This window comes from Desulfoluna butyratoxydans (assembly GCF_900699765.1).
GTDB classification, from domain to species: Bacteria; Desulfobacterota; Desulfobacteria; order Desulfobacterales; family Desulfolunaceae; genus Desulfoluna; species Desulfoluna butyratoxydans.
This window is the reverse complement of sequence record NZ_CAADHO010000006.1, coordinates 447,562-465,183: the sequence shown is the minus strand read 5'-3', so window position 1 is coordinate 465,183 and position 17,622 is coordinate 447,562. Positions and strand designations below refer to the sequence as shown.

Genomic DNA, 17,622 nt, shown 5'->3' with positions numbered 1-17,622 from the left:
GGAATAGGGAATAGGGAATAGGGAATAGGGAATAGGGAATAGGGAATAGGGAATAGGGAATAGGGAATAGGGAATAGGGAATAGGGAATAGGGAATAGGGAATAGGGAATAGGGAATGAAAACATGGAGATCGCCATCTTACAAGACTTTTGCAGCTTTTTTTGGGACCTTGAGACTGGCTTCCCGGAAAGTTTCGGTTTCCGGTACGTTTTAAAGAACCGCTGCCTTTCGGTTTCGGTGCGTGGAACGCACCCTACGGGCTGCGGAGCTTCCAGTGGTTCTGGTGTGTTCGGTACGCGCCGCAGGGTGAGACATCACTGCCAGTCCGATTTGGCTTTCTTCCCACCCCGGGGATTCAAATCAATTCGGGTATAAACGATCCCGGTCGTTAGGCGACGGCCCGTAGGGTGCACTCTGTGCACCATGGACGGATCCCCGGAAGGAAGCGGTTTCCGGCACGTTTTGAAGGACCGTTGCCTCTCGGTTTCGGTGCGTGGGACGCACCCTACGGGCTGCGGGGCTTCCAGTGGTCTGGAGCCTTCGGATCGTAGCCCGTCAGGAGTGAGAAACGCTTTGCCTCAGGGCCCTCACGCAACGGGTGATGTGGCCGTGGGGGCCTTTGCCCAGAAAGGAGTCCAGGGGCTCGTCGAAAAAAGGAAACGGGGCGGTGCCGTCGCAGGCAAGGGCGGTGAGACGGTCTGCCTCGGAGCCGAAAATACGTCCCAGCTCCGGTAAGTCCGTCTCCCTTATCGCGGCTTCCAGGCGGGCTTCCAGGCACCGGAAAAAAAGGCGGCGGCCCGAGGGGATCTCCATCTGGGACGCCATGGCACTCCAGCGGGCGGCCCCTTCCCGGTCCCCGGCCCGGAGGCTGCACAGGGCGCTCATCTCCGCCACCCGGGCATCTGCCCAGGCGTAACCCGGCGTCACCTCCACGCCCACGAGTTCACACACCAGGGCTTCAGGCCCCCACCCGCCCTCTTCCAAAAGGTCGGCGAGGCGTTCCGCCTCCCCCGGCTCCAGGGCTTGAAGCCGAATCAGACCATGGCGCACCTCGGCCTGCCTGCTGCGATTTTCCCAGAGAAGGTCCTCCACAGGATAGATCTCGGACATTCCCGGCACCACCATGCGGCAACATGGCATGCCCAGGTGGGTGGTTACCCAGCTGTAGATCTGAAACCCCTCGTCATGGATCCGCGACACCAGAAGATCGTACTCACGGCCCCTGCCGCCGTCTGTTCCTTCCTCCAGGCCCCAGGGGACAAAGGAAAAATCAGGGGTCTGTTTGAAAAAATCCCAGTGGAGCACACCCGCAGAATCCACGAAGTGCTCCTCTATATTGGTGGGAGACGCCACCAGCTCCGAATCAAAACTCGGAGCGGGAAAGCCTTTGATCTCGCTGCGTCCCTGGAGCATCTCGGTGAAGGTGCGCTCCAGGGCCACGCCGAACAGGGGGTGAGCACCGAAGGCTGCAAACACGCCGCCGTCCTCGGGGTTCACCGCGGCAATACAGATCACGGGCCAGCGGCCCCCCAGGGAGGCATCCCGTGCGTAAATGACAAGGCCCCTGGCTTCCAGTTCTGCCAGGGCGGCCTGCACCACCGGATACCGGCTCAGCACCTCCCGGGGGATATCCGGCAAGGCAATGCCCTCGGCAATGATCCGGCCTTTCACATAGCGTTCCACCACCTCGGAGAGGGCCTGGACCTTGGCTTCGAGAAGGGTGTTGCCCGCAGACATCCCGTTGGAGACATACAGGTTTTCCAGTACCGCCACGGGAAAGAGCACCGGAGCACCGCCCTCCTTTTCAAAGGGAAGACAGCACACACCCTGAGCACCGCCGGTGTTGAAATCCATGAAATGACGTACGCCGAGTTCTTCCTCCGGGTCGTAAAAATCCCAGAGCGCAGGGGAAAGCGCATCCTGCTTCAGGGATTCCATGTCGGCAGAAAGCCACACCTCCCCGGGTCCATGAAAAAATCCACCGTTTGCAGGCGGCTCAGGAAGGTAAAGGTCCGAGAGCAGGTACCCGGTGCTCAAACGCTCAAAAAGCTCTCCGTACGCGCTGGCAAGGGCCGCCCCTTCGGAGCTCCCTTTTCCGTTGGTATACAGGTTCGGGCAGTCCGAAAGGCGCAGGTTCACGGACCACGCTCCGTCCACAGGATGCAGCCAGGCGCGCTCCTCCACGGCAATCCCCAGGTCCAGCAGCTTTGCCCGCATCATATCAATGGACACCCCAAACCCGGCGTCCTTGCCCAGGGGCAATGTCATTGTCTCGTGTTTCATATCTCTGTCTCGTCCCATAAATAAACGGCTCCCTCCGGAGCCACCAGATTGCGCCTCATTCACCTTCAGCCCTTCCCCTTCAGCCCTTCCCCTTCAGCCCTTCCCCTTCAGCCCTTCCCCTTCAGCCCTTCCCCTTCAGCCCTTCCCCTTTAGCCCTTCCCCTTCAGCCCTTCCCCTTCAGCCCTTCCCCTTTAGCCTTTCCCCTTTAGCCTTTCCCCTTTAGCCTTTCCCCTTTAGCCCTTCGCCCTAAGCCTTTTAGCCCTTAGCCCCCCCTACCCACTATTCCCCACCCCTGCCGAATAATCTCCACTCCCCATCCCCTCTCACCTATGCCCTATCACCTGTCTTACCTGCTCACCCTCACCCAATACCAGACGCTCACCACGATAAACCAGACGGCCAGGCACTCGAAAAAAAGAAAGATCAGGTAATACCAGAGGCGGGTCACCAGGCCCAGGGGAAAGAGGATCCCGGCGGCCACCACGATAAGGCAGAACAGGGAATAGAAGGTGTAATAGTAGCCCTCGTCGATGACAAGGCCCGTTGCAAAAAAAAGAGAGAGGTTGGCCACCACCAGAAGGGCGTTGAGGTGGGACAAACCCGTCCAGTAGATGACGGCGTGCCGGGCAAAGGTGTCCGACAGGTGGCGATAGAGCGACATGTCCCGGTCTCCCATTTTTTTTGCAGGTATGGTAATTTAATGAACGACGCGGCCCACAGGGGTCCTCACCTGAAAAGAGCTCCGTATCACGGCCCTCACCGCAGGCCCGGCGTCCCACGGAGCCGTCTCACGACTGCCAACCCGCCTGCCGATCACGGGTGCCCGACCCCTTTTTACGAAACAAAAGCGTCCCACCAGAGCAAAAAAACGCTCCATTTCATGATTATAGTCAAGCCTTCAGGGGCCATTCAAGAAAAATACCGCCGAATTACGTCTTCTGGCACTGCCTTTGCTTTCACCATTTTTAACGCGCTTTGGCCGCAGCCCCTCTTCGGGGGACGGCCCACAACGCATCAACCAAAGGAGCCTGCCGCATGAACCGCCACATGAAACTCATCGTTATTCTTATCATCGCCATTCTGGTCGTGCTCTTTTTCGCCTTCGATGTCGGGGAGCTGCTTACCCTGTCGTCCCTGAAGGCAAAGCAGGCTGAGTTCGGAGCCTTTTACAAGGAACACGCCATCTTCACCCTCACCGTCTACTTTCTCATCTACGTGGCGGTGGCCGCCCTCTCCCTTCCGGGCGCGGCCGTGATGACCCTGGCGGGCGGGGCCCTGTTCGGCTTTCTTACCGGCCTTGTGGCGGTCTCCTTTGCCAGCACCATCGGGGCCACCCTGGCCTTTCTCGTCTCCCGGTTTCTCTTGAGGGACCTGGTGCAGACCAAGTTCGGGGACCGCTTAGGGGCCTTCAATGAAGGGATGAAAAAAGACGGGGCCTTCTACCTGTTTACCCTGCGCCTGGTGCCCATCTTTCCCTTCTTTGTCATCAACCTCGTCATGGGCCTGACCCCCATCCGCACCCTCACCTTTTACTGGGTGAGCCAGCTCGGCATGCTGGCCGGCACCATGGTCTACGTCAACGCAGGGACCCAGCTCGCACGCATTGACTCGTTGTCCGGGATCCTCTCACCGGGACTGCTCTTCTCCTTTGCCCTGTTGGGCGTCTTTCCCCTGGCGGCACGGAAAATCATCGATGTCGTCAAGGCCAGGCGGGTCTTCAAGGCCTACGACAAACCCAAGCGTTTTGACTACAACCTCGTGGTCATCGGAGCAGGATCGGCGGGCCTGGTTTCGGCCTACATCGCAGCGGCGGTCAAGGCAAAGGTAGCCCTTGTGGAACGGGACAAAATGGGCGGGGACTGCCTCAACACCGGCTGTGTGCCCAGCAAGGCCCTGATCCGATCATCCAAGATGCTCGCCTACACGAGGCGGGCCAAAGAGTTCGGATTCAAGGAAGCCAACGTCGAGTTTGATTTTGCAGAAGTCATGGAGCGGGTCCACACCATCATCTCCAAAGTGGAACCCCATGACTCCATCGAACGCTACACCAAACTCGGGGTGGAATGCGTCCAGGGCGCTGCCGAGATCATCTCTCCCTTTGAGGTGCAGGTGAACGGTCGGGTGCTCACCACCAAGAGCATCATCATTGCCACGGGCGCAAGGCCCTTTGTGCCGCCCATCAAGGGCCTGGACCTCATCACCCCCCTGACCAGCGACACGGTCTGGGGTCTCACAGAACTTCCCAAGCGCCTTGTGGTGCTGGGGGGCGGCCCCATCGGCTGCGAGCTGGCCCAGTGCTTTGCCCGCTTCGGCTCCGACGTCACCCAGGTGGAGATGGCGCCAAAGCTCATGGGCCGGGAAGACCCCGAGGTGGCGGAGATGATTGCCCGCAAGTTCCGGCGCGAAGGAATCCGTGTCCTCACCGGTCATGCGGCCACGGAGATCCGGGTAGAGGATGGCGAAAAGATCCTGGTCTGTGACGCCGAAGGCCAGGCCGTAACCGTTCCCTTTGACGAGATCATCGTGGCCGTGGGGCGAAAGCCCAACACCGAAGGATTTGGCATGGAAAAGCTGGGCATCACCCTTGATCCCCGGGGGACCGTGGAGACCGATCCCTTCCTGGCCACCTCCGTACCCAACATTTTCTGCGCCGGGGACGTGGCAGGGCCTTACCAGTTCACCCACACGGCCTCCCACCAGGCCTGGTACGCCTCGGTAAACGCCCTCTTCGGGTTTATCAAGCGATTCAAGGCCGACTACAGCGTGATCCCCTGGTGCACCTACACCGACCCGGAGGTGGCCCGGGTGGGCCTGTCCGAAACCGAGGCACAGGAGAAAAACATCCCCCATGAGGTGACGGTCTACGAAATCGGCGAGGTGGACCGGGCCATTGCGGACTCCGAAGACCACGGCTTTGTCAAGGTGATCACCGCCAAAGGAAACGACCGCATCCTGGGGGCCACCATCGTGGGCCACCACGCAGGAGACATCATCGCTGAATTTGTGCTGGCCATGCGCCACAAGCTCGGGCTCAACAAAATCCTGGGCACCATCCACATCTACCCGACCCTCTCCGAGATGGTCAAAGGCACGGCCGGCACGTGGAAAAACGCCCATAAACCGGAAAAGGTCCTCAACACCTTACAGAAAATCCACGCATGGAGGCGCGCATGATGAGCCATCACACCACACCCAAACGGCCCGTTCACCCAACTCGGCACCACACCCCCAAGATCCTGGCCCAGGCAAGGCCCGGCCCCTCACCGACCCTTGCCCTCTGGGCGGTCCTTTTGATGGCCCTTGTCTTTGCCCTGGTGACAGGCGCCCGGGCCGAAACATACGACCACGCCCCCTTTGACGACCTCCTGGCAACCCACGTTCGCGGCGGCGGCATCGACTACGACGGCCTGGCAGACGAGGAAGACAAGCTGGATGCCTACCTGGCTCCGGCCGCGTCTTACAGCGCGGAGGGGCTCTCCCGGGAAGAGGCCATGGCCTTCTGGATCAACATGTACAACGCCTGGACCCTGAAGCTCATCCTCACCAAATACCCGGAGATTGAATCCATCAAGGACCTGGGCTCGGTTTTCTCTTCTCCCTGGAAAAAAGAATTCGTCAAGATCGGGGGTAAGACCCTCACCTTGAATGAGATCGAGCACGCCATCCTGAGGGAAAAGTACCAGGATCCCCGGATTCACTTTGCCGTCAACTGCGCTTCCAGAAGCTGCCCCCCCCTGCTGGCGGAGGCCTACCTGGGCGATACCCTGGACGCCCAGCTTGACGCAGCCACCATCGATTTTATCAACAACAGCGCCAACACCCGGGTTGAGGGAAACCGGCTCGTCGTGAGCCGGATATTCAAATGGTACAAAGAGGACTTCGGAGACGACATTGCCGCTTACATCGGCCGATACGCCGAAGGCCCCCTCAAAGCAGCCATGGCACAGGCACAAGGAGACTTAAAGGTATCCTTCATGGCATACGACTGGTCCCTCAACGTACCGGATGCCTGAAAATGAAACATCACCACAACATGACAGAGACAAGCAAGACGATGAAACACACAGAGGTGACCCATGAACCTCAATAAATCGACATTAAAAACCTTTGCCATCATCCTGGCAATCTCTTGGACCCTTATCACAGGAGTCGCGCACGTCATGGCAACCGACACCCAAAAGGCCACCTTCGCCGGCGGCTGCTTCTGGTGCATGGAGCACCCCTTTGAATCCCTGGACGGTGTGATCTCCGTGGTTTCCGGATACATCGGAGGCCATGAGGAGGCCCCCACCTACAAAGAGGTCTCCGCAGGAAAAACCGGGCATGCCGAGGCCGTGGAGATCACCTACGACCCGGATAAAATATCCTACGAAGAGCTCCTTGAGGTCTTCTGGAGACAGGTGGACCCCACCGACGGCGGCGGCCAGTTTGTGGATAGGGGCAGCCAGTACCGCACCGGCATCTTCTACCATGACGATGCCCAGAAAAAGGCGGCCCTGGCTTCAAAAGAGGCCCTGGGTAAGAAAAGAATCTTCGGGAAACCCATTGTCACGGAGATCACCCGCGCCACCACCTTCTATCCGGCCGAGGAGTACCATCAGGACTACTACAAGGAGAACCCCATCCGGTACAAATTCTACCGAAGCCGCTCCGGAAGGGATGACTTCCTTGAAAAGCACTGGACCAAAGACGGGAAAGGCATCAAGCAAACCACCTGGACAGAGGAAGAGCTCAAAGAAAGGCTCACCCCCCTTCAGTACAAGGTGACCCGCAAAAACGGCACGGAGCGTCCCTTTGACAACGCCTACTGGGACAACAAGCAGGAGGGCATCTATGTGGACATCATCAGCGGCGCCCCCCTGTTCAGTTCCACCGACAAATTCGTCTCCGGCACCGGCTGGCCCAGTTTCACCCGTCCCTTGAAAACCGCCGACATCGACGAAGTGGAGGACTCCTCCTTTTTCATGAAACGGGTGGAGGTCCGCAGTGGCCACAGCGACTCCCACCTGGGCCATGTCTTCACCGACGGCCCGGCCCCCACGGGCCTTCGCTACTGCATCAACTCCGCGGCCCTGCGGTTCGTCCCCAAAAAGGACCTGAAAAAAGAGGGCTACGAGCATTACCTGCCTCTCTTCGAATAAAACCTGAACCTTAGCCTCCGGCACCCCTGCCGGAGGCTCTCCCCACAAATCAACGACCCAAAAAGGGTGCATGCCGTCAGCCCGTGGGGTGCGTTCCACGCACCAGCGCCAAAGGAAAGCAAATCAGAAACCCTATTTCACCATGTACCGACCAGCCATGATGCACAGAGTGCACCCTACGGATCGTTGTTTAGGGACTGGTATCGACATAATCCCGGGATAAAAAAAGCCGCACCGGAGTGCGGTGCTCCATCATGATGCGTCACCATGTGCGGTATGGTGCAAATCGATTTACCCCCTGGTCTGGGGCATGGCTTTAAGGACCGGCCCTTGGCCGTGTTCCGAAGGGGCCGCCTCGCCTGGGAGAGGGGTTTCGTGGAACCTGCCGAACACCCAGAAGGTGGCCAGGGCGAACAGGGCCGCAAAGGTGCCGATGGCTGCGCTCCAGAGGGAAGGGGCCACCAGGGCAATGAGGATCAGGACCGTGACCACGGCAAAGCCGGAATTGCGAAAGGCCACCCGGTAGTTGTGGCCGTGGCGCAGGGAGAGCAGCACAATAAGGATGTTGCTCAGAACCAGAAGGGTGTAGACGGTCTCAAAGGCAGGCGGGGTGGGAACGCCCGAAAAATAGCCCATAAGGCTGCGCAGGGCGATGAGGTGAAACGCCGCCAGCAGGGCCAGGGCAATGCACTTCTTGGCAGCGATGAAGCTCTGCCGGTCCTCCTCGTGCTCGGAAAGGGTAGAGCTTGTCTTGATCCTGTAATAGAGGGAGAGAAGAGCGAACACCACCAGGGCTCCGGTGACCGCCGCGGCAATGCCGGGCAATCCGCCTCGCAGGGATTCCCAGGAGAGGGGATTGTGGTGAGAGATCTCCTTAAAGACGTTTCGCAACAAGATCAGGGAAAGAATCTCCAGCTGACGCCCCACCGAGGTGCTCACCGAATGGACCATGCTGAAAACAAGGCCCATGACCTCGATGATGAGAAGCAGGGTCAGGGCGATGCCGATGGAAGCCAGATGATTTTTCGGAACCAGGTGGGCCAGGGCTTCGGGGAGCTCCAGGACGCGTCCCAGCTCCACGCTCATGAGGCAGATCAGAAAGGTTCCCACCAGAAGGCTTCCGGCTAGGCGATGGCCCGAAGGCCCCTCCCAGCAGGCTTCCAGGGTATCATACAGGGTCAGGACAGGTCGAATAAGGGACATGGCTTTTTTCTCCACAGGATCATTGTTACCGAGTCGTAAACATCAAACCGCAATCCTTGCACAGTTGCACATCCCGCGCCAGCCCCTTGATAAAAAGAAGAAAAACACGCCCCCCCTTGCCCTCTCCCCCTTGCCCTCTCCCCTTTAGCCTCTCCCCTTTAGCCTTTAGCCCTTTAACCTTTCGCCTTTCCCCTTTCCCCTTCCCCCCCTGTCCCCCCCTCCCCTGGGCCACCCCTGTCTCATTTTCAACCTGAGACACACATTTTACCCTGTATTTTCAAACTGTTTTTATGTTTCATCCGCCACACCTGCCGTATCACCGTGTCGAAGTACCACGGCGAGACAGGCGTTGATACACGTCGCGGCCCCCACGGAAGGCGCCTCCGGCACCACTCGACAGCATCCATATATATTCAAAAGGTTATGCATCACACACCAATTAATTTCACCCTCCACCGCATTTTTTATTTCACTTTGGCACAGCACTCGCATACTACCCAGACACAACGCGACGCTGCCAAGCTCGCATGAATGATGCAAACAAAACCAAAACGATCTGAAATCAACTTTTGACCATTGGATCTCGAATTCTTGAAGGAGAAATGAACCATGTCCAAGTATGTATGTACTGTCTGCGGTTATGTCCACGAAGGTGAAAACGCTCCCGAAAAATGCCCCCAGTGCGCAGCCCCCGCCGCCAAGTTCAAGGCGCAGGCAGAAGGCCCCCTGGCCTGGGCCGATGAGCACGTCATCGGTGTGGCCGAAGGCGTAGACCCTGAAATCGTTGAAGGCCTCCGCGCCAACTTCACCGGCGAATGCACCGAAATCGGCATGTACCTGGCCATGAGCCGCCAGGCCGACCGCGAAGGCTACCCCGAAGTGGCCGAAGCCTACAAGCGCATCGCCTTTGAAGAAGCCGAGCACGCTGCCAAGTTTGCCGAGCTCCTGGGCGAAGTGGTCACCGGCGACACCAAGACCAACCTCACCATGCGCGTAGAGGCAGAGCACGGCGCCTGTCAGGGCAAAAAAGACCTGGCCACCCGCGCCAAGCAGCTCAACCTCGACGCCATCCACGACACCGTCCATGAGATGTGCAAAGACGAAGCACGCCACGGCCAGGCCTTTGCAGGCCTGCTGAAGCGCTACTTCGATTAACGATCCCTGTTCCTTTCCTCTCCCAGACCCGGAACAGAAAAAGGGCCTGCGGCTTCCCCGGCCGCAGGCCCAACCATCTTTTGAACTATTTCGAATTACGTGATATAGTCCCGAAAGTTTTACGCAATACCGTTTTAACCCTATGGAGGTTTATCCATGAAGCGTGTCCCGACTGTCGAGCTTTCCGACTGCGTCCTCTGCGAATTGTGCACCGACCTCTGCCCCGAGGTCTTTGTTATCAACACCAACGATTACGTGCAGGTGACGGACCTGGACACCTACCCCCAGGCAGAGGTTGATGACGTCATCAAGAACTGCCCTGCGGACTGCATCACGTGGGAAGAACAACCCTGACGGAGGCACCCCATGGCTCTTTCCGTTGTTGATCTGTACCGTGATATCCTGCCCAAAACAAACTGCGGGGAGTGCGGCCACCCCACCTGCATCGCCTTTGCGGGCCAGGTGGTCGCCGATGGTCTCTCCCTTTCCGAATGCCCCTACCTCTCCGCCGAAACCGTGGAGCGCTGCACCGTTGAGCTCAAGGAACAATACGCCAAAGGCAAGTGGGTCCGAAGAGACATGGCCGAAGACGCCCTGGCCTGGGCAAGGGAGCGCGCCTCAAACATGGACCCCGCCACCTTTCCTGCCCGGCTCGGCGGCGAGCTGATCATGGAGGAAGGGAGGCCGGTGTTTCATCTCCCCTATTTTGCCGACACCCTCCGTATCCGGGAGTTGGCCATCGCCACCCGAACAGAGATCCCCCTCACCCGCTGGGAGCAGGTATTCATCCTCAACCACCTTGCCCAGGGCGGCACGACATCCCCCACGGGAAAATGGAAGGGGTTCATTGAGCTTCCCAACACCACCTCCAAAATCAAGAACATGGTGGACAGCGTGGAAAACCCCATTTCCAAAGCGTTTTCCGACAACCTCCTCCTGCTGAAGGAGAGGGCCCTGGACTTAGGTGGCATCGTGGAAACCGAACACGCCGGCTCTGCGGACATCGCCTTTCGCTTCTTTGCCTTTCCCAAAGTCCCGGTCATTCTCCTCTTCTGGGATGCCGACGTGGACGAGGGCTTTGAAGCCAAGGCAAAACTCATGTTCGACGAGACCGTCACCGATCACCTGGACATCGAGTCCATCGTATTTCTGGGGGAAGAACTTGCCAGGAGACTGGTGGAATCGACCTCATAACAACGACAGCCCCATTTTCTTCAAGTAAAAAAGTTGTAATTATTCAGCCTATGCCTCCGGCGGCCCTGTCGGGGGCTAAACCTTTAAAAAAGCTTAACAAACAGGTTATAAAAAAAGGGACATGAATGCCGTTTTAAATGCAGATGTGATTTGACCCGAGGAACGAGGGGCAAATGACATCTGCCATCTGCTTTCAAGGTGGCACACCTTGCCGCCGGAGGCTGTTTTTTGGAGCTGAATAGTTACAATAAGTTGTGCATTGACTTCATTTAGAGTAAACGCAATACGGTGGAATTTGAGAAATCTTCACGCCCTCCACACTCTTTTCATGAAGCAATGGAGAACACCATGCTCGACTACATCATTCGACCTGAACACGCCTTGATCCTTATCTGGAACCGGGGGGAGACGTCTCCAGAGGAGACCATCGAACAACTGGACATCATGCGTGCGGACCCCAATTATTCCCATGGGTTCGACACCCTCTCCGATATCACGGATCTGACAACAGACTTTACCCGGCAGGAGATCGTGCACATGGCACGATACGCCGAAGATCTCCCGCGGCCCGAGACTGCTGGCCCCACCAAAAACGCCATCGTCGCCCCTGCGGACCGTACCTTCGGCACCAGCCGCATGTTCGAACAGCTCACCAACGGATTCGTCCCCTTCAAGGTGGGCGTGTTCAGGGACCGGGCCTCTGCCCTCACATGGCTCGATAAAGACCCCGGGGCCATGGAGCATCTCCTGAGCATCGGCTGCCCCCATCCTTGAAGCAAGACACCTCTCCCAGACAAGCGCTCCTCATTTCGCCACGCCTTCCCTATCAATTTTTGTTTGCATTTCTCAGCGTTCCGGGCATAGAAATCTAAGACAGATTCCTGATGATGACCTTTGCCGTCGCGTCTTTCTCCATCACTGATTTTACCCGGAGGTTTGTGCCATGTCCGTCTTCGATCTCATCGATGTCCCCGCCCTTCTTGACTCCACCAACCAGTGCATCCAGTGCGAAGCCTGCCTGGAGGTATGCTGCACCTCCGATACCGCGGACGGCCCTGCCATGAACCCCATGGAGCGCCTCACCGTCATAGGCCGGAGCCTCAAAGGCTATGCGCCCCTGCCCGATGAGGTAAAGGCTCTTTACTACTGCACAGAATGCGGACGGTGCGACACGGTGTGCCCCCAGGAGATCCCCATCTCCCAGACCATTGCCGACGGAAAGGTGATGATGGTCAAAAAGGGATTCGGCCCCTTGGCCAAACACGAAAAAATGATCGCGGGCCTCCTTAAAAACCGCAACGCCGTGGGAAAACCTTCAGAAGAGCGCCTGGACTGGGTTCCCGAGCACCTCAGGGAAAAAATCCGGTTCGAAGACGCCGAAGGGGACACCCTCCTGTACGTGGGCTGCCTCTCCTCCTACATGGACAAGGCAACTGCCGCCGCCTCCCTTACGATCCTCCTGGCCGCAGGGGAAAACGTAAAACTTCTGCGGGATGAATACTGCTGCGGCATCTATCCGTACAACGCCGGAAAATGGAACGAGGCAAAAGCCATCTTCACGGAGATGGCCGAGACCTTTAAAAAATCCGGAATCAAACGCATTATCGTGCCCTGTGCGGGCTGTCACCGCGCCTTCTCCAGCTACTACCCGAGGCTCTTGGAGGACTTCGACATCAAGGTCCTGCACATCGCCGAGGTAATCAAAGAGCTCCTGGACGCAGGCCGCCTCACCCTGGCCCCGAAAACCCGAAACGTCACCGTCCACGATGCCTGCAAAATGGGTCGAAAATACGGCCTCTACGACATCCCCCGTGAGCTCCTGGCCGCCTGCGGCGCCACCCTCACAGAGCTTCCCGAAAACCGGGACCATGCCCTCTGCTGCGGCTCCGGTGCCGGGGTGCGCTCCCTTGACGCCCCCCTCTCCATGAAGATTGCAGGCAAGGTCCTGAGCACAGCCGAGGCAGACACCCTGGTCTCCACCTGCCCCTTCTGCATCTTCAACATGAACTACACCTCCCGAAAAACTGAGGCCGGCAAAAAAGCCGTGCATATCGCAACCCTGGTCCAATCGGCCCTGGTCCAATAGAGAAAAAACGATGACGGGCCCCGGTCGGGGCTCGTCTCCGCCCTGCTGTGCCCATGGTTGGCCCGCACTTCAAAACTGTGCCCACACCAAATCCCGGAAATTGTGTCTTTTCTCCCGGAGCATCCCGCAGTAAGGTAACAGGCTCACACCTAACCCGGATATTTCACGAGTCGAGTGCACCCATATTCAAAGCTCTGATAGCGCAGAAGATGGGTGAGAAAATCAAACAGCAAACGCTAATTTACATTTTGAATTTTCAAAATAGCTGATATTTTTTACTGTAGCTATTCGAAATTATATCAATTTTATTTTAATTAGTTGTTTTCTCATGAAATATCCGGGCCAACGATGGAGGAGACGACCATGGGCCCTGTGATCTGGTTCCCCGGCCATGAAAAGCTGCTGGGCACCATCGCCAGCGCAACAAACTGCAGCCTCTTCGACGAGAACGGCAAACGATACACAGACCTGGAGTCCGGGGTGTGGTGCACCTCGGTGGGACACGCCCACCCGCGAATCCTCGGGGTCATGGCCGAACAGGCCGCTCGCCTTGCCCACACGGGCTTCAGCTATTCGACCCGGGTGGTGGAAGCAGCCGCCGAAGAGATCCTTGCCCTCCACGGGTTTGAGGGCGGGGCCTGCACCTTCCTCTGCTCGGGCAGCGAAGCCGTGGAGTACGGGGTCAGGGCGGCAAGGCAGCTTTCGGAGCGCCCCCTCTTTCTCACCATGTCCGACTCCTACTTCGGCGCCTATGGCTCGGCCAGTACCCGGAGCACGGACCACTGGACCCTCTTTGACTGGTCCGGGTGCGACACCTGCCCCCACGCCGGTCCCTGCGACAGCACGTGCCCGACATGGAAAAAAATCCCCTTTGGCCGCATCGGAGCCTTTCTCTTCGAACCCGGCAGCTCCTCGGGGTTTGTGCGCTTTCCCCCGGAAAAGCTCATCAACGGTATTGCCCGAACCGTCCGCCAGAACGGCGGGCTGCTCATCGTCAACGAAGTCACCACCGGTATCGGCCGCACAGGCCGCTGGTTCGGCTATCAGCACTACGATGTGACGCCGGACATTGTGGCCATGGGCAAAGCCATCGGAAACGGCTACCCGGTCAGCGTCACCGCCTTATCAAGCACCGTCACGAAGCGGCTGAACGCCACCCCCGTCCCCTACGCCCAATCCCACCAGAACGACCCCCTGGGGGCCGCCATCGCACGTGAGGTGATCCGCATCATCCATGACGACAACCTCATCTACCGAAGCTCCGAGCTTTCGACACTCCTTACCCAGGAGTTACTGGCCATGCGGAAAAAACGCCGTCTCCAGGCCTTCCGGGCCAGGGGCCTCATGGTCGCCATGGATATAGAGGATCGCCCCGGCGCCCCTGTAACCGGCCGGATCCACCGCCGCCTTCTGGACGAAGGCTACGTTGTGGGGCGCAGGCCCGGCACCAACACCCTGCGCATCGACCCGAGCCTCACCATCGAAGAGGAGGACCTCCGGGGATTTCTCACAACCTTTGACGCCCTGCTCACCGCAGAAGAGACGGACCATGCCTGACTCATCCCCCGCACCGTTACACACAAAGGCCGGTATCGCCTGCCTCATGGTCATGACCGCCGTTGCCACGGTGTTCATGACCCAATCCATCTTCCTGGAGATTTCCCAGGCCTTTCACATGGACATCTCAAAGGCCCGGTTTGCCTTCAGCGGGGCGTCCCTGTGCTATGCGGCGGCCTTCTTCGTCATCGGCCCCCTGGCAGACCGCTTTGACCTGCCCAGAATGGCCCTCATGGGCCTTGGGGCCCTTTTGGCTGCCATCCTCTTTGCCTCAACGGCTCCGGGCTTTACCACCTTTGTCATAGCCATGGGGCTCATCGGCTTCAGCGCGGCCCTGGTCCCGGCCTCCATGATCCCCCACATGACCCGGCTGGCCCCTCCGGACAAGCGAGGCCTCTATGTGGGCGCAGTGGTGGCCTCCGGCACCCTGGGCATCGTCTTCGGACGCGTGGCCGTGGGACTCCTCACCGCCCACCTGGGCTGGCGCGTGGCCTTTCGCATCGTCGCCCTTTTTCTCCTGATCCTTTCCGCGGCAGGCTATGCCCGGCTGTTAGAGCCCGCCCCAAAGGAGAAACGCCCCGGGTATCCCCTTTGGGATCTCTACCTCAACGCCGTCCGCCTCGTGTGCCGTCCCCGGCCCCTGGCCCTTCTGGCCACCGGGTTCTTTCTCTTCTTCGGGTTCCTCGGCATGGTCACCTTCCTCACCTACCGTCTCACGGCCCCGCCCTTTCTCTTCACCGCAGGGGAAGTAGGCTGGATCAGCCTGGCAGGACTCACCGCCCTCATCGCCCCCTTTGCTGGAAGCCTCTCCCAAAAGGCAGGGCCTTACCGGATCAGCCTGCCGGGCCTTGGCATCTGCCTGGTGGCCATGCAGCTCATGGGCTGGTCCCAGTCCGTGCCCCTCATCACCCTGGGCCTGCTCCTGCTCTTTGCAGGCGCCTACTGCTGCCAGCCCCTGATCTTTCTCCTCATAGGCGCCAGCGTCCCGGACTCTGCCCTGGGCAGCGCCTCCTCCCTGTACATCCTCGTGTGCATCGGCGGCGGCAGCCTCTCCTCCATGGTCCTGGGTCCGGTTTGGGCCCACTGGGGCTGGACCGGCGTCACCGTTGCCTGCTCCCTCTCCCTGGCCGCCGCAGCAGGGGTCCTGGGCACCCTGGCCAGCCGGGAGCCCCACCACGGCAAGGATGCGGAGACCGTGCCATTGCCCCTCAAGTAAACAGTGACTTACGGTTAAAGCGACCGACAAAAAGAGTGCCTCCGGCGGCGAGGTGAGCCACCTCGAAAGCATATTGCCCCTGCGCATACGACCCGCCGGAGGCAACGGGACCGTTACCCGAACCGTTGCAAAAAACCTGTTGAACCCGCCCCGCAACTCACGTAGTATAAGTAAAGATATCAACAACAACCACTTCACTACCTTTCTGAGTTCCACCCACCGGGAATCCGCAAGGGCCATTCCTGATTCGGTGGGCCCCTTCACATCGTCGACATCACTCTTCATCACCCAGCCTGATGCGTCTTTGTCACGCACCATGGTCTCCCCCAGAGCTACCCACCTGCGGCAAGGCGCCGCCCCACGGGGAGTCCCACGTCATACCCTGATATTTTTCTGGTGATATGCCGGAGCCACCTCACCGGCAATGCACCCCTGTTACCCGCTATGTTTTCAGGAGGGATATCCATGCAGCACACCTACGATGCCGTTGTGGTGGGGTCCGGCCCCGGCGGAGCCACCGTGGCCCGGGGCCTTGCCATGGCCGGAAAAAAAGTGGCGCTCCTTGAAAAGGGAAAGGAGCACCGGAACCTGGGCACCTACGCAGGGGCCTTGAGCATTGTGGAAAAAGCCGGTTTCTTCAAAAGCAAAGAGGGCGTTGCCATGCTCATGGCCTCCTCCACGGGGGGGGCCACCACGGTCTACTCGGCCTCGGCCGCCATGCCGCCCCCCTGGCTCAAAGAGCGCTACCACATCGACCTTGGCCCCTATGCCGATCAGACCTGGACGGAACTCAAGGCAGCCCCCCTTCCCGAATCCCTTCTGGGGAACGCCTCCCGCCGCATCATGGAGACAGCCAACCACCTGGGCTACGACTGGACCCCCACCCCCAAGCTGTATAACCGGGACAAGGTGGAATCCGGGTGCCGGTGCGGGGCGGGCACCTCCTTGGGCTGCTCCTGCGGCGCCAAATGGACGGCCCGCGAGTACATCAAAGATGCGGTGACCCACGGCGCCCATTTACGAACCCGGGCCGAATGCACCGAGATCCTGGTAAGAAACGGCAAAGCCACAGGCGTGCGGGTACACCTTGCGGGCCGGGATACCGAAGAGTTCTACGCAGACAAAATCATCCTGGCCGCAGGGGGCATCCCCACACCGGGCCTTCTCCTCAAGGCGGGCATTCAAAGTGCGGGCAGGCAATGCGTCATCGATCCCACCGTACTTCTCTACGGCATCTCCCCCTTTGAAGGCTCCCACACCGACCCCCTGGTGAGCGTGGACACCTGGGAGTTCTGTGACAGCCACGGCGTCCGCATGGGCACCCTCATCGACCCGAAACTCATGACCCTCATCAGCCTGGGGAAAACCGGCCTCAGGCACCTGCCCAAAGGCCGCCACTACCATCACATGGTGGGCATCCTCATCAAGATCAAGGACACCCCGGGAGGCTGGGTGGACGCCTCCGGCCAGGTCTCCAAAGAGCTCACCAAAGCCGACTTCGACAAGCTTGCCATGGGCAAAGAGATCGCCTCAGAGATCCTCACGGCCTCGGGATGCCACCCCTCGACCCTCGTGGCAAGCCCGGTGCGGGGAGCCCACCCCAGCGGCACCTGCGGCATCGGCACCGTGGTGGACACCAACCTCCAGACCGCCATAGACAACCTCTATGTCTGCGACGCCAGTATCTTCCCCGAAGCCCTGGATCGCCCCACGGTCATTACCCTCATCGCCTTCGGCAAACGCCTGGTGGATCACCTGGTAAACGGAAAAAATGCGTAAAAACGCCA

At 59.1% G+C, this 17,622-nt stretch carries 14 protein-coding genes; 11 read left to right on the top strand and 3 right to left on the bottom strand.

All coding sequences use genetic code 11. The features are described 5' to 3' along the window. Positions 1-555 precede the first annotated feature (555 nt). Positions 556-2,283: a YcaO-like family protein gene (locus MSL71_RS26730; RefSeq protein WP_180143011.1), complete on the bottom strand. Its 1,728-nt coding sequence runs from the start codon at positions 2,281-2,283 to the stop codon at positions 556-558. 346 nt (positions 2,284-2,629) lie between these two features. Beyond that, on the bottom strand, positions 2,630-2,944 hold the full coding sequence (locus tag MSL71_RS18010; protein ID WP_180143009.1) for a hypothetical protein: 315 nt from the start codon (positions 2,942-2,944) through the stop codon (positions 2,630-2,632). A gap of 374 nt (positions 2,945-3,318) precedes the next feature. On the opposite strand from MSL71_RS18010, the gene lpdA reads away from it, so the two are divergent. The 3 genes from lpdA (at position 3,319) to msrA (ending at position 7,424) form a co-directional block, all read left to right on the top strand. After that, a complete protein-coding gene (gene lpdA / locus MSL71_RS18005; protein WP_180143006.1) occupies positions 3,319-5,457 on the top strand; it encodes a dihydrolipoyl dehydrogenase in 2,139 nt (712 codons plus the stop codon). Continuing rightward, a complete protein-coding gene (locus MSL71_RS18000; RefSeq protein ID WP_180143004.1) occupies positions 5,454-6,296 on the top strand; it encodes a DUF547 domain-containing protein in 843 nt (280 codons plus the stop codon). The genes lpdA and MSL71_RS18000 overlap by 4 nt, the downstream gene beginning before the upstream one ends. 147 nt (positions 6,297-6,443) lie before the next feature. Beyond that, positions 6,444-7,424 (top strand): peptide-methionine (S)-S-oxide reductase MsrA, encoded by a 981-nt coding sequence (msrA, locus tag MSL71_RS17995; RefSeq protein ID WP_180143002.1) that lies wholly within the window; start codon positions 6,444-6,446, stop codon positions 7,422-7,424. A gap of 291 nt (positions 7,425-7,715) precedes the next feature. Here msrA and MSL71_RS17990 read toward each other — a convergent pair whose 3' ends face one another. Then, positions 7,716-8,627, bottom strand: a complete 912-nt coding sequence (locus MSL71_RS17990) for a hypothetical protein (RefSeq protein ID WP_180143000.1) — start codon at positions 8,625-8,627, stop codon at positions 7,716-7,718. A gap of 609 nt (positions 8,628-9,236) precedes the next feature. Between MSL71_RS17990 and MSL71_RS17985 the strand changes: the two genes are divergently transcribed. The 8 genes from MSL71_RS17985 to MSL71_RS17950 all read left to right on the top strand — a co-directional run bounded on the left by MSL71_RS17985 (position 9,237) and on the right by MSL71_RS17950 (position 17,614). Continuing rightward, a complete protein-coding gene (locus MSL71_RS17985; RefSeq protein WP_180142998.1) occupies positions 9,237-9,782 on the top strand; it encodes an NADH peroxidase in 546 nt (181 codons plus the stop codon). A 156-nt stretch (positions 9,783-9,938) separates the two neighbouring features. Continuing rightward, the gene (locus tag MSL71_RS17980) at positions 9,939-10,136 is read left to right on the top strand and encodes a ferredoxin (protein ID WP_180142996.1); all 198 of its coding nucleotides are present in this window, start codon (positions 9,939-9,941) and stop codon (positions 10,134-10,136) included. A 12-nt stretch (positions 10,137-10,148) separates the two neighbouring features. After that, positions 10,149-10,976 (top strand): DUF3786 domain-containing protein, encoded by an 828-nt coding sequence (locus tag MSL71_RS17975; protein ID WP_180142994.1) that lies wholly within the window; start codon positions 10,149-10,151, stop codon positions 10,974-10,976. A gap of 348 nt (positions 10,977-11,324) precedes the next feature. Further along, entirely contained in the window at positions 11,325-11,750 is a 426-nt protein-coding gene (locus tag MSL71_RS17970) for a hypothetical protein (RefSeq protein ID WP_180142992.1), read from the top strand. Between the two features lie 169 nt (positions 11,751-11,919). Next, positions 11,920-13,062: a (Fe-S)-binding protein gene (locus tag MSL71_RS17965; RefSeq protein WP_180142990.1), complete on the top strand. Its 1,143-nt coding sequence runs from the start codon at positions 11,920-11,922 to the stop codon at positions 13,060-13,062. Between the two features lie 363 nt (positions 13,063-13,425). Beyond that, positions 13,426-14,619: an aminotransferase class III-fold pyridoxal phosphate-dependent enzyme gene (locus MSL71_RS17960; RefSeq protein ID WP_180142988.1), complete on the top strand. Its 1,194-nt coding sequence runs from the start codon at positions 13,426-13,428 to the stop codon at positions 14,617-14,619. After that, complete coding sequence (locus MSL71_RS17955; protein WP_180142986.1) at positions 14,612-15,835, top strand: MFS transporter; 1,224 nt, start codon at positions 14,612-14,614, stop codon at positions 15,833-15,835. Before MSL71_RS17960 ends, MSL71_RS17955 begins: the two co-directional genes overlap by 8 nt. A 465-nt stretch (positions 15,836-16,300) precedes the next feature. Beyond that, positions 16,301-17,614, top strand: a complete 1,314-nt coding sequence (locus MSL71_RS17950) for an FAD-dependent oxidoreductase (protein ID WP_180142984.1) — start codon at positions 16,301-16,303, stop codon at positions 17,612-17,614. Positions 17,615-17,622: the final 8 nt, after the last annotated feature.